At 38.1% G+C, this 13,292-nt stretch carries 12 protein-coding genes; 1 reads left to right on the top strand and 11 read right to left on the bottom strand.

Annotated features, from left to right (window positions below; genetic code table 11):
• Window positions 1–2 precede the first annotated feature (2 nt).
• The 9 genes from BUA72_RS11565 to BUA72_RS11525 all read right to left on the bottom strand — a co-directional run bounded on the left by BUA72_RS11565 (window position 3) and on the right by BUA72_RS11525 (window position 10,150).
• Entirely contained in the window at window positions 3–968 is a 966-nt protein-coding gene (locus BUA72_RS11565) for a pepsin/retropepsin-like aspartic protease family protein (protein ID WP_139259591.1), read from the bottom strand.
• Window positions 969–1,293: 325 nt separating this feature from the next.
• Window positions 1,294–2,823: a glutamine-hydrolyzing GMP synthase gene (gene guaA, locus BUA72_RS11560; RefSeq protein WP_034726244.1), complete on the bottom strand. Its 1,530-nt coding sequence runs from the start codon at window positions 2,821–2,823 to the stop codon at window positions 1,294–1,296.
• Window positions 2,824–2,981: 158 nt separating this feature from the next.
• Window positions 2,982–4,220 carry a phosphoribosylamine--glycine ligase gene (gene purD, locus BUA72_RS11555; RefSeq protein ID WP_034726245.1) on the bottom strand — a complete coding sequence of 413 codons (1,239 nt, stop codon included), beginning with the start codon at window positions 4,218–4,220 and terminating at the stop codon, window positions 2,982–2,984.
• An 88-nt stretch (window positions 4,221–4,308) separates the two neighbouring features.
• On the bottom strand, window positions 4,309–5,826 hold the full coding sequence (gene purH, locus BUA72_RS11550) for a bifunctional phosphoribosylaminoimidazolecarboxamide formyltransferase/IMP cyclohydrolase (protein ID WP_047449042.1): 1,518 nt from the start codon (window positions 5,824–5,826) through the stop codon (window positions 4,309–4,311).
• A gap of 288 nt (window positions 5,827–6,114) precedes the next feature.
• Window positions 6,115–6,681 carry a phosphoribosylglycinamide formyltransferase gene (gene purN / locus BUA72_RS11545; RefSeq protein ID WP_047448139.1) on the bottom strand — a complete coding sequence of 189 codons (567 nt, stop codon included), beginning with the start codon at window positions 6,679–6,681 and terminating at the stop codon, window positions 6,115–6,117.
• A 76-nt stretch (window positions 6,682–6,757) separates the two neighbouring features.
• On the bottom strand, window positions 6,758–7,750 hold the full coding sequence (gene purM / locus BUA72_RS11540; protein ID WP_072923008.1) for a phosphoribosylformylglycinamidine cyclo-ligase: 993 nt from the start codon (window positions 7,748–7,750) through the stop codon (window positions 6,758–6,760).
• A gap of 308 nt (window positions 7,751–8,058) precedes the next feature.
• Complete coding sequence (locus BUA72_RS11535) at window positions 8,059–8,610, bottom strand: NADPH-dependent FMN reductase (protein WP_047448143.1); 552 nt, start codon at window positions 8,608–8,610, stop codon at window positions 8,059–8,061.
• A gap of 38 nt (window positions 8,611–8,648) precedes the next feature.
• Window positions 8,649–9,377, bottom strand: a complete 729-nt coding sequence (locus BUA72_RS11530) for a pirin family protein (protein ID WP_072923007.1) — start codon at window positions 9,375–9,377, stop codon at window positions 8,649–8,651.
• A 392-nt stretch (window positions 9,378–9,769) separates the two neighbouring features.
• Window positions 9,770–10,150 carry a winged helix-turn-helix transcriptional regulator gene (locus tag BUA72_RS11525; protein ID WP_072923006.1) on the bottom strand — a complete coding sequence of 127 codons (381 nt, stop codon included), beginning with the start codon at window positions 10,148–10,150 and terminating at the stop codon, window positions 9,770–9,772.
• 92 nt (window positions 10,151–10,242) lie between these two features.
• On the opposite strand from BUA72_RS11525, the gene BUA72_RS11520 reads away from it, so the two are divergent.
• Window positions 10,243–10,842, top strand: a complete 600-nt coding sequence (locus BUA72_RS11520) for an FMN-dependent NADH-azoreductase (RefSeq protein WP_047448150.1) — start codon at window positions 10,243–10,245, stop codon at window positions 10,840–10,842.
• 520 nt (window positions 10,843–11,362) lie between these two features.
• Here BUA72_RS11520 and BUA72_RS11515 read toward each other — a convergent pair.
• Together BUA72_RS11515 and BUA72_RS11510 are read right to left on the bottom strand one after the other, a co-directional pair.
• Window positions 11,363–12,766 carry an MFS transporter gene (locus BUA72_RS11515; protein WP_072923005.1) on the bottom strand — a complete coding sequence of 468 codons (1,404 nt, stop codon included), beginning with the start codon at window positions 12,764–12,766 and terminating at the stop codon, window positions 11,363–11,365.
• A complete protein-coding gene (locus BUA72_RS11510) occupies window positions 12,766–13,287 on the bottom strand; it encodes a nuclear transport factor 2 family protein (protein ID WP_072923004.1) in 522 nt (173 codons plus the stop codon). The genes BUA72_RS11515 and BUA72_RS11510 overlap by 1 nt, the downstream gene beginning before the upstream one ends.
• Between the last annotated feature and the right edge of the window lie 5 nt (window positions 13,288–13,292).

Raw genomic sequence — 13,292 nt, 5'->3', positions numbered from 1 at the left:
TATTAGTTCACTACCCCAAATTTCTTATTTTTAAAATCAAGGACTATAACATTATTGACAAAAAATGCATTTCCGGTGAGGCCGTCTATATTCTCGGTGGTATTGAATTCCTGAAGTCTTTTGTTGTCATTATACCAGGCATAATCATTTTCCAGTTTTCTTTTTCCCAGGTATACTTTTTCTTTGATCGGCCTTCCATAAAATTTCACTTTCTCACCCCATGAGTTGGCTATAATCGTATCAGTTTTGGCGGTTTGATTTACCAGTGAAGTCCAGAGCTCTTTATTGGTATTGATCGGAAATAGGCTGGCTCCGGTATCGAACAGAAACCAGTGGGTTTTCCCTGCAATAGTGAGTGGAATATGGAGCCTGCCATTATTCGATTTGGCATCTACAAACGTGGTCACTTTTTTCCAATGGCTGTCCAAAGAATCAAGCACACACATTCTTTTGTTAGGATAATCAATAATCAGGATTTTATTATTAAACACATCAGCGCCTAAAGTTCCGATGTGTTTTGGTTTCTTCGTAAATAAAGAATCTTTGGCGATTTTATCCCCGTAACCTGCTTTATAGACCAGATTATCTTTTGACAGTTTTCCTAAATGATAGATCAGTCCTTTTGTCTTGTACACGTTTTTTCCTCCGTTATCCGTAGATTTCGAGCTTTCTATGAGGAAGTTCTTGATTTCACTTTCTTTGTAATAGCTGTCTATAGTATTTCCGTACACCAGAGTTGCATCGCTTCCAAGGTCGAATTGTAAGGTAAAATCAGCATTTAAATCATTCACTTTCACCGGAACGAGCATGGCTACTTTATCAAAATTCTTTCCTGAAATTTTCGCAGCGTACCATGAAAAAGGAAACCAGGGATAGGTGTCGGCAGAAGATATATTTTTATTAGCAGCTGTGCAGCCAGTCAAAGCCCAGCTAAGGCCGATCATTATAAGCAGACATTTTATTTTCATCTTCCGGAATATGAGTTTGCGTCTTAAATGTATAATAATTCTGAGGATAAACAGTTTTTAATTTATTTTTTCTTTATCTACTGATCATAAACATCTTACAAACTAAAACAGCGCATACTCAAACACACTTCGACTTCGCTCTGTGTGACATCGTTAATAATTGGCTGCTTTTTGGAACTTTTTCAGTCTGAGCGCAGTCGAAGATTTTATTTAAAATATTGCTCCTAAATAAAACAACGGGTAGAAATTTCATTTAACACTAATAAAAAATCCTGCTTATAAAGATATAAACAGGATTTTTTTATTTTAAAGAAGTAGAATAAGATTATTCCCACTCAATCGTTGCAGGCGGCTTACTTGAAATATCGTAAGCTACTCTGTTGATTCCTCTTACTTCGTTGATGATTCTGCTGGATACGGTATCTAAGAATTCGTAAGGAAGTCTGCTCCACGTTGCCGTCATAAAGTCGATGGTGTTGGCAGAACGAACTACAGCGGTGTATTCATACGTTCTCTCATCTCCCATTACTCCTACTGATTTTACAGGAAGAAGCACAACGAATGCCTGAGATACTTTTTCGTAAAGGTCGTTTTTGTATAATTCCTCAATGAAAATATCATCAGCCTCCTGAAGGATTTTCACTTTTTCAGCGTCTACAGCGCCCAATACTCTGATCCCTAATCCAGGACCCGGGAAAGGGTGTCTGTGTACCAAGTGATGTGGAATACCTAACTCCTCACCTACTTTTCTTACTTCATCCTTGAAAAGCTCTCTTAGCGGCTCTAACAATTCGAATTCCATATCTTCAGGAAGTCCTCCTACATTGTGGTGAGACTTGATCACTGCAGAGGGTCCGTTTACAGACTGGCTTTCGATAACGTCAGGATAAATGGTTCCCTGAGCTAAGAATTTAGCGCCTTCAATTTTATGGGATTCTTCATCAAAAACGTGAATAAATTCGTTTCCGATGATCTTTCTTTTTTGTTCCGGATCGTCTACTCCTGCCAGTTTTGAAAGGAATCTTTCTTTAGCATCAACCATTTTAATGTTCATATGGAAGTGCTCTCCATAGTTGTCCATTACTTTCTGGCCTTCTTCTTTTCTCAATAAACCTGTATCAACGAAGATACATGTCAGCTGATCACCGATTGCTTTGTGAATTAAAACCGCAGCTACAGAAGAATCAACTCCTCCTGAAAGACCCAGAATCACTCTGCTGTCTCCTACTTTTTCACGGATTTCTTCAACTGTTTTTTCGATATAATTCGTCAGTTTCCAGTTTTTCTCAGCATCACAGATGGCAAAAACAAAGTTTTCAAGCATCTTTCCGCCTTCTTCTGTGTGAGAAACTTCCGGGTGGAACTGTACGCAATAGATTTTTCTGTCTTCATTGGAAATAGAAGCAATAACTCCTGATTTTGCGTTTAATTCAAAACCTGCAGGCAGTTCTCCTACTTCGTCAAAGTGACTCATCCATACAATAGAATTCTGAGTAACGCCTTTCAACAAAGCATTTTCTTTGATGATATCCAGGTGTGCTTTTCCGTACTCTCCTTTTTCCCCTTTGTTTACTTTTCCGCCTAAAAGATGAGCGGTAAGCTGCATTCCGTAACAAATTCCCAACACAGGAATCCCTTGCTCATACAGCTCTTTTTCTACCAGGTGAGCATTTTCTGCATTCACAGAACTTGGTCCACCGGAAAGGATAATTCCTTTTGGCTGTTTTGCTAAAATATCCTGTAAAGGTGTATTGAAAGGAAGGATTTCAGAATATACCCCCATCTCACGGATTCTTCTTCCGATAAGCTGGTTGTACTGTGATCCGAAATCTAATATGATAATACCGTTGTTCATTGTATAACTGATTGATTTGTTTAAAAGGATATCAGATGTCAGACATCAGATTTCAGACATGAACGTCTGGTATCTGAGATCTCGTATCTGGTATCTAATATTGACTGTTTTACAAAAAAAGACTTGGAAACGTTCCAAATCTTTTTTCGTGATTTATTTTAAAACTTTCCGATGTCTTCTCTGTAGAATCCGTAATCGAAATGAATGTGGGCTGCATCTTCGTATACTTTTTTGCGTGCATCTTCGTAAGTAGCTCCGGTAGCCACCACGTTCAGAACTCGTCCGCCGTTGGAAACCACTTTGTCGCCTTTTCTTACGGCTCCTGCATAAAGAAGTTTAGAATGTTTCAGTTTGTCTTCTCCTACAATTTCGTATCCTGTTTCGATGTTTCTTGGATAACCTCCGGAACACATTACAAGACATACTGCTTTTTCGTCTTTAAACTTAAGCTCGATATCTTTTCCATCCATACAATCCTGGATCACATCAAGAAGATTGTTTTCCATAAGTGCCATTAACACCTGAGTTTCCGGATCTCCGAATCTCATATTGTACTCAAGAAGGTATGTTCCGTTTTTAGTCACCATTAATCCAAAGAAAATGATTCCTTTAAAGCTGAATCCTTCTCCTTTAAGACCGTTAATGGTAGTTTCTAAGATATTTTTTTCAAAATCAGCATAGTGCTCCTGCGTAAAATCAGGGCTTGGCGCTACAGATCCCATACCACCGGTATTTGGTCCTGTGTCCCCGTTTCCAGCTTTTTTGTAATCTTTTGCAGCGATACATGGGAAAATCTTTTCACCATTCGAGAATGCAATGATTGAAGCTTCAAAACCTTCTAAATATTCTTCAATAACCAGACGGATTCCGGCATCTCCATAAATTCTTCTGATCATGAAGTCGTGGATAGTAGCTTCAGCTTCTTCAAGGTTGTCACAGATCACAACTCCTTTTCCACCTGCCAATCCACTAGCCTTAACCACTAAAGGATACTGCTGTGTCTGAACATATTCTTTAGCATCATTGTATGAATCAAATACGACAGCCTTAGCCGTTTTGATATCATAGGTCTGCATAAATTTCTTAGAGAAAGCTTTACTTCCTTCCAGACTTGCTACTTTTTGGTTCGGACCAAAAACTTTAAGATCATGCTTTTTGAATTCATCCTTCAACCCCGCTACAAGAGGAGCCTCAGGACCTACGATGGTAAGATCTACCTTCTCCTTAATCGCGAAATCTCTCAGTTCTTTAATCTCTGATAAATGAACATTTTTTCCTATTACATCGGTGGTAGCATTACCGTTAGCAAAAAACATTTTAGAAATTCTTGGGTCATTCTGAAGCTTTGCTGCTAAAGCAGATTCTCTACCGCCTTCACCTATGATTAATATTCTCATACTTTATTTATTATCTAGTCTAATTTACAAATATATAATTTTGAATGCTATAAAAACAATCTCAAATTATTTTTTAATTCTATTTTAATTAGTGTAAAAAGTGTCTAACTCCGGTAAACATCATTGGAATACCGTGCTCATTGGCAGCTTCAATACTGTCCTGATCTTTTACACTTCCACCCGGCTGAATGATAGCTTTAATTCCTTCTTTAGCACAAAAATCTACTACGTCACGGAAAGGGAAAAATGCGTCAGAAGCCAAAACAAGATCTCCTGAGAATTTCTCTTTTGCTCTTTCGATGGCCTGTTCCGTAGCCCAGATTCTGTTGACCTGTCCGCCACCGATTCCGAAGGCCTGAATACCATTGGAAACAACAATAGCGTTTGATTTTACATACTTCACGACTCTCTGAGAGAAAAGAAGGGCTTTTTTCTGCTCTTCTGAAGGCTGTACATCAGTAACTACTTTGATATCGTCTGAGAAATGAGAATCGTTATCCTGAACCAGAATTCCTCCGTCAATTTTCACCCATGTTTGCTTGTCAGAAACCGGGTTAACGATTTTTATAATTCTAAGGTTTTTCTTTTTTCTTAAAACTTCAAGAGCTGCTTCATCAAAATCCGGAGCCATTACGATCTCAAGGAATGTTTTGTTCAGTTCTTCAGCCGTTGCTGCATCGATCTTGTAGTTCATTGCAACAATTCCGCCAAAAATAGAAATCGGGTCACATTCGAAAGTTTTCTGATACGTTTCCAGTGCAGATGTTCCGATAGCTACTCCACAAGGTGTAGAATGCTTCACCGCGCAACATGCCATTTCTTCCTTAAACTCAGTCACTACTTTCCAGCAAAGGTCCATATCACGAAGGTTGTTGAAAGAAAGTTCTTTACCACCAAGCTGTTCGAAATCTTTCATTGCACCGTTCTCAAACGTAGAAACGTAGTAAGCCGCAGTTTGGTGAGGGTTTTCGCCATATCTTAAATCAGATGCTTTCTTGTAAGAAGCATTAAGATACGTTGGATATTCTTCATCTAAAAGCATTCTTGAAATAGCACCGTCATAAGCTGAAGTAAGGTTGAATACTTTTCCTGCCAGTTTTTTACGGGTTTCGATGTATGTATCACCGTTCTGCTCCATTTCCAGTTTTACCGTTGCATAATCTTCCACATCGGTAATTACGGTAACAGAATCAAAATTCTTAGCCGCAGAACGAAGCATTGAAGGACCTCCGATATCAATAAATTCCACTTTCTCATGTAAAGAAATGTCTTTGTTTACATTTTCAAAGAAAGGGTAAAGGTTTACGATCACCATGTCGATCAGGTCAATTCCATGTTCCTGAACGGTTTTCATGTGCTCTTCATTGGAACGAACCGCTAAAAGACCTCCGTGAACTTTCGGGTGAAGGGTTTTCACTCTTCCATCCAGCATTTCAGGGAAATTGGTTACCTCATCGATCTGAATCGGATTTAAACCAGCGTCTTTCAAATGTTTGAACGTTCCTCCCGTAGAAATCAACTCATAATTCTGCGCTTCCAAGAACTGGGCGAATTCGATCAATCCGCTTTTGTCAGAAACACTGATTAAAACTCTCTTTTTACTCATTTTTACTTTTTGATTTTTTCCCATAGGATTGCCTCCTATGTTTGTTTAAACCGTCCCGGGGATTTTCTAAATATAGGATAAAAATCCTATGCTTGGTTAAATCGTCCCTTCGGGACTTTTGCTTTCAATTTTTACTTTTTACAGTTATTTCAAACTGTAGCCCGGTCTTTCACCCCCGGACTTATTTTTATTTACTTAGATTTCTTTTTTAATGTAGCAATGGATCAGTTTAACAATGTAACAATGAATTTAATTGGTAAACTGGTACATCGTTATATTGTACATTATCTATTGATTTCCTAAAACCTTATTGATCGCCTTTGGAAATATTTCATATTCAATATGATGTACTTTTTCCGCAACGGTTTCAGGGGTATCTTCATCTGTCACTTCAAATGATTTCTGAAGAATCGCTTCCCCTTCATCAATTCCCGGAGTTACAAAGTGTACGGTAGCTCCACTTTCCTTTTCTTTGGCTTCAATAACGGCATTGTGAACGTGCATTCCCCACATACCTTTTCCTCCGAATTTCGGAAGCAGTGCCGGATGGATATTGATGATCTTCCCGGTCCAGTTTTCACAGAATTCAGGTTTCAGAATGGATAGGAATCCCGCCAATACAATAAGATCTGTATCTTTTGGAATTACATTCGCCAATTCACTGCTGAAATTCTTTCCTCTTGGAATCAGAATATGGTCTATGTTATGATTTTTTGCTCTTTCAAGTCCGTAACATTCTCTGTCTGCCACTACCAGAGATACTTTTGCATTTTGGATCTCTCCGCTGTCAATGGTATCTATGATTCTCTGCAGATTGGTGCCGGAACCTGAAACGAGTATAACTATGTTTTTCATTAATTCAGATGTTAGATTTCAGATGTCAGATTTCAGACTTAAAATCTGATGTCTGATGTCTGAGATCTGATGTCATTTAAAATTTCAAATCAATTTTCTCGCTTCCCTCCGTGATCTCTCCGATTTCGTACGCATCGTCTAAAAGATGTAATACTTTTTCAGCGTGGTCAGCATCAGCAACGATGATCATTCCTACTCCCATATTGAACGTTCCGTACATTTCTTCACGGGATACACCACCTCTTTTTTCCAGTTCAAGCATTATGCTAGGAATTTTGATTTTGGCCGCATCGATAGAAGCACAAAGTCCTTCAGGGATAATTCTTGGTACATTTTCATAAAGACCACCTCCTGTAATGTGAGCGATACCGGAAACTTTTACTTCTTCCAATACTCTGTGAATGTCTTTATAATATAGTCTTGTTGGTACTAATAACGTTTCGTATAAAGGTTTTCCTTCAAATTCTTCTTCGAAGTTTGGGAATACTTTTCTTACCAGTGAAAATCCGTTGGAGTGGAATCCTGAGCTTGGAAGAGCAATGATTTTATTTCCAGACTTGATGGTAGAACCGTCAATGATCTGATCTTTTTCAACGATTCCTACACAGAATCCTGCAACATCATAATCTCCCGGCTGATACATTCCCGGCATTTCAGCAGTTTCACCACCAATCAATGCGCAGTTGTTGTCCTTACATGCTTTCACCATTCCAAGAACGATCTCAGCAGCAATTTCAGAATCCAGCTTTCCACAAGCCAGATAATCCAGGAAGAATAATGGTTTTGCACCGTGGCAAAGGATATCATTGGCACACATGGCGAAACAGTCGATACCGATAGAATCGTATTGTTTGGTATCCAAAGCTACTTTAAGCTTCGTTCCTACACCGTCTGTTCCAGAAACCAGCACAGGATTTTTATATCCTCCGATCTCATAGAAAGCTCCAAAACTTCCCAAATGGTTCAATACATTTGAGTTGTGGGTCTCGCCTACTGCCTTTTTGATCTTGTCAACGGTTTTGTACCCTTCTTCTTTGTCTACGCCTGCTGATTTGTAAGTGTTGCTCATGTTTAATAATTTATTAATGTACTAAAGTGTACCAATTTATCAATATAACAATCTACCAATTGGGTTACATAGAATTATTGGTACATTGATAAATTGGTACATTGTTACATTAGTATTTATATTTATTTTTACTAGATTTTAGAAAATAAAAAAGCCGACAATCTTGGTAGATTATCGGCCGTTATTTTATCTCAGAATTTCAGAGCCCACAGTTTTCCCTTTCTCTGAGAAACATTCTTTAAAAGTGGTCTGAAATTTCATCTTATTTCTTTTTGCAAAAATAGTAATTTTAAATTAATATTCAAATTCTATTTTTCAAGGATGGTTTCAATAGCTGCAATCTTCTTGATTTTTTCTTTTAATTCACTGTCTTTCTCGCCGTTAGAAATCTTCTGTTCAGCTTTATCAAAGTTATCATTAAAGAATGGAAGTGAGAAAGTTTCTACAATATTTCCTCCGTGGAAAGGGAAACGCTTCGATGCAGCCTCTAAAACACCAGCTCCTCCTCTTCCTCCGGGAGAGGTAGACATCAATAACATGGGTACTTCATTCCATACCGTTCTGTCTTTGATTCTCGATACCCAGTCGAATACATTTTTAAAGGCTGTAGAGTACGTTCCGTTATGCTCAGGTAGTGAAACCAAAAGAAGATTCGCTCCGTCGATTTTTGCTGCAAAATCCTTTGCTTCCTGAGGAACTCCACCTGCCAATTCTCTTTCGTGCTTATAAATCGGCATTTCAAAAGGATTCAGGTCTACTACTTCTACGTCTGCATTCTCAAATAAGGACGATGCATAGGCTACTAACTGTCTGTTCATTGAAGCATCTGAATTGCTTCCTGCTATTGCTAAAACTTTCATTTATTGTTTATCTGTTTAATGTTTCTGATTATTATCTACTATTTCAAATAAGCCGGTAGGTCCATTGGGACTTCCATCAATAAGATCTCTGCATCCTCTACGGCTTCGATATTAAAGCTTTGGGTGTCCCAGATTCCTAATCCGTCTCTTTCGTTCAAAACTCTGTCTCCTACTTTGGCACTACCTTTCAAAACAAAAGCATACACTCCGTTCCCTTTTTTGTTGAGCATATAATTTTTGCCGTTTCCAGCTTTAAAATTAGCTAAATTAAACCATGCATCCTGATGAATCCAAACACCGTCATCATTTTTGTTGGGAGACAAAATTTGCTGGAATCCATTGATCTTTTCCCCTTCTTTAATGCTTTTCTGATCATATCTCGGTTCAACGTTCAAATCTTTTGGAAAAACCCAGATCTGAAGAAACTTTACAGCTTCATCTTTATTTCTGTTGTATTCGCTGTGCATTACTCCGGTTCCTGCGCTCATTACCTGGATTTCTCCTTTTTTGATAACGGCAGTCGTTCCCATTGAATCTTTATGTTCCAGATCACCTTCCAAAGGAATTGAAATAATTTCCATGTCCTTGTGCGGGTGTGTCCCGAATCCCATTCCCTGTGAAACGGTATCGTCGTTCAATACTCTCAATACTCCGAAGTTCGTTCTGTCCTTATTTTGATAGTTGGCAAAACTGAATGTGTGGTAGCTGTTCAGCCATCCGTGATCTGCGTGGCCTCTTGAATCTGCTTTATGATATACTGTTTTCATACTGTGATTATTTTATGGTACAAATGTAGGATATAGAGGTGTTTGAAAGTGTTGATGTAGGTTAAGAAAGGATTTTAGGCTGTTTTTTGGTTAAACGCAAAGGCGCAAGATTATTACTCTCCGGATATTTTTAAGGCGCGAGGATTTCATCAAAGATAAAATTGATTGGGGATATTGATTAGTTTTGATATGTGATTTCATGTGCTCTTGATCTGGTGGGATTTTAAGTTTTGGCTAAAGCCTTTATTGGTATGCTTAATTTGAAAGCGGGCTACAGCCCGCTCCTATTGAATTTTATATTCAAATTGGTCCCTATTTATTTCTGGAATGCATTATTTTTTATCTCGCGCGGATTTTGCGGATTGAGCAGATTTCTCAATGGTAATGAGCATTTATTTAGCTTTTTCGGGTTTTTCAGTTTCTGCCGGAGCTCCGAAAATATGTTTACGGTGGTTTTCGCCCCAGTCTTTTAAGGATTCTACAACGGGGTGTAATGTTTTTGTGTATTGTGTAGGACAGTATTCGATGCTTACGGGATACGTATCTTTAACGATTCTTTCAACTAAACCGTTTTGTTCCAGTTCTTTTAACTCTTTAGCTAAAACCTTTGAGGTCAGCTTCGGAATGCTTCGTTCAATTTCTGTAAAACGTTTGTTTCCGGCGTTTAAAGAAATAATAATCTGCAATTTCCATTTGCCGTTAATCACATCTAATGTATCGCGAACCGGCTTTAAGGCCTGCATACAATCTTTATGGTTGTGCTGTTTTTCCATTTTTTCACTTTCCTTTAGGTAACTGCTATACTTTGGAAAGTAAATTTACAATAATTTTGTCAGTAATAAAAACGAAAAAAATTCAAAACAAAATGGCAAATATTTTAAATATCCAAACCAGCATCAGCGGAGAAAACTCTGTAAGCAATAAGCTTTCCCAAACTGTAATCAATCAGTTATTAGATAGAAATCCAAACAGCACGGTTGTTATCCGTGATCTGGCTTTAAACCCTATTCCTCATATGGAAATTCATCATTTCAGTGCTTCCAGAATTCCGGACGAAGAAAAGAATGATGAGCAAAAAGAGGCTTCAAAATATTCCGATGAAGCATTAAAGGAAATTCAGGAAGCTGATATTATTGTTATTGGTGTTCCTTTTTACAACTTCACTTTTCCTTCCACTTTAAAATCATGGATCGACAGTATTGCGGTTGCCGGAAAAACATTCTCTTATGCTGACGGAACGCCAAAAGGTCTTCTATTAAACAAGAAACTATATTTAAATATTTCCGTTGGCGGAATCTATGAAAACGGACTTATTGAGAATATGGAGCATTATTTAAAAACGTTATTCGGTTTCATCGGAATTACGGATGTAGAAGTTTTCAAATCTCAGGGCATGATGGTTCCTCAGCTGAAAGATGAGAATTTTTCAAAGACTGTGGCGGAAATTGAAACGGTTTTGGCGTAAGTAAGTTTTAATTGTTAAGATATTAAGTTTTTTGACCTGGAGTCAATTAAAATAGGCCGTCTCGCTTTTGAGAAGGCCTATTTTCGGTGTTTTTATTGCACCTTCTATTTGTTGAAAAACGCAATGACGCAAAGATTAGTTTCTGTTCATATGTTTTAAGACACAAGGATTTTATCGGAGGTAAAATTGATTGAGGATATCAATTGGTTTTGAAATGTATTATTTTTTTAGTTCTCGCGGATCTGGCAGATGGAGCAAATTTTTAAAATGTGAGTATTTACGTTAGCCCTAAATTGGAGATGAAAATATACTGAATCAAATTAGCCGGATATTTTAAGTTTTGGCTAAAGCCTTAGTGCGTGTGGTTTATTAAAAAAGCGGGCTAAAGCCCGCTCCTATTGAATTTTACTGTGATCAATTTATAATAATGCCATTCGAGTTCTCCGCTCTTCCATCTTCCACCTTCCATCTTCCCGCTTCTAACTTCTAACTTCTAACTTCTAACTTCTAACTTCTCTCCCTAAAAATGCACCTGCTTAATCTCCCCCTCAATTTCCTTAGGCGTTTCATCTTCAGATTTTACGAAGATCATAGTAACAACAGCTCCGATCAGCATGCATACCCCACCGACTACAATATAGTCTATGGCTTGTTTTCCAAAAACTCCGCTTACAATCGGACCTCCAAAAATACCATTGATTATTTGTGGAATGACAATAAAGAAATTGAAAATACCCATATACACTCCCATTTTCTTTTGGGGAATATAATCAATCAGCATTGCATAAGGCATTGCTAAAATACTTGCCCAGGCAAATCCTAGTCCTACCATTGAGATCCATAGACTATGAATATCTTTAATAAAATACATTGAGATTAAACCCAATCCGCCACAAACCAAAGCTAAGGCGTGCGTCTGTTTTTTACCTATAAATTTTGCAATTGGTGTCAATGCAAATGCAAAGAAAATTGCATAGAAATTATAACTTCCGAATAAGCTTCCCGTTAAATCTCCCGCTTTATTAAACTCTGCAGAATGGGTGTCATCAGGTGAAAGTCCAAAATGATGCGTCGCCAAAGCACTTGTTGTGAAAACCCACATGGTAAATAAGGCGAACCATGAGAAAAACTGAACAATACCCAGTTTTTTCATTTGAGAAGGCGCATTTTTAAAATCTTTAAAAATATCTGAGAGTTTCGATTCATTTTTTACAACCGCTTTCCCTTCTTCAAATGATGCAAACTCTTCAGGAGAATACTCTCTAGTGGTAACGATGGTATATACAATTGACAGAATTAAAACGGTTGCTCCGATGTAAAATGCATAGATCACATTATCTGCTACAAAACCTTTTGGAGCGACATTTGAAACGCCTAATTTTGTTAACCAATTCGGTAAATCAGAGCCAATAACAGCCCCGATTCCAATTAAAATGGTCTGAACTGAAAACCCGATCGTTGCCTGATGTTTTGGAAGCATATCTCCCACCAATGCGCGGAAAGGTTCCATTGCCACATTAATTGAAGCATCCATTATAGCAAGGAAAATTACAGCCATTAATAAAACATTGGCAGCCATCACTTGCGTGGCAGACGCAGCATTGGGAAGCATCACTAAGCCAATCGCGCATAAAACCGCACCAATCAGAAAATAAGGTTTTCTCCGGCCAAACGGACTCCAGGTATTATCTCCCATATGACCGATAATAGGCTGAACGATCAACCCTGTAATGGGCGCAACCAACCAAAACCATGATAATTCGTGAACATCTGCCCCGAAATTGGCCAAAATCCTGCTCGCATTTCCGTTTTGCAGCCCGAAAGCCATCTGGATACCCAAAAACCCCATACTCATATTGATAATCTGAGCCATGGAAAGATTGGGCTTTATTCTTCTTGAAAGTGAACTGTGTGATGGCTCCATTATTTTTTCAATTCTTTGATTAAGACCTCTTCAATCGCTGCTTTTTCTAAAACCACTTTGTCAACGACATCATTAGGAACGGTTACAGAAAGTACGTACTGCTTCACTTTCCAGGCTCCGTTTATTTTTTCGACAACGCCTGAACCTCTGCATATTTTCATCTGAGTATCCAGGATCTCGTCAAACCAGGCTAGTTTTCCGTCTTTGCTGAAATAGATATTTCTTTTAAGGGACGTAAAATTCCAGGTTTTCTTTTTATCAAAATAAGGTTTAGCCCATACCATAAAGGCTTTTTTGTCCCAAACTTCTGTAGCATCAGTTCCGATGAAGGTAGACTCATCCGCAAAATAGTTGAAATAGGTATCAAAATCTGATTTCGCGGCGGCGGTATTGAAGCCATCCAGCATGGTTGCTATGGCTGTTTTATCTTTGTCAAATTTAGAAGTGTTGGATTGGGCATTCATGCCTGTACAACCAAGTATAAAAAGCACCAGCGTGCAGATAAGAGTTATTTTTTTCATTGTAT

Origin of the sequence: Chryseobacterium sp. OV279 (assembly GCF_900128945.1) — a bacterium.
In the GTDB taxonomy this organism is placed as follows: domain Bacteria; phylum Bacteroidota; class Bacteroidia; order Flavobacteriales; family Weeksellaceae; genus Chryseobacterium.
The sequence above is the reverse complement of the archived record's forward strand: the minus strand, read 5'-3'. Positions and strand labels throughout refer to the sequence as shown.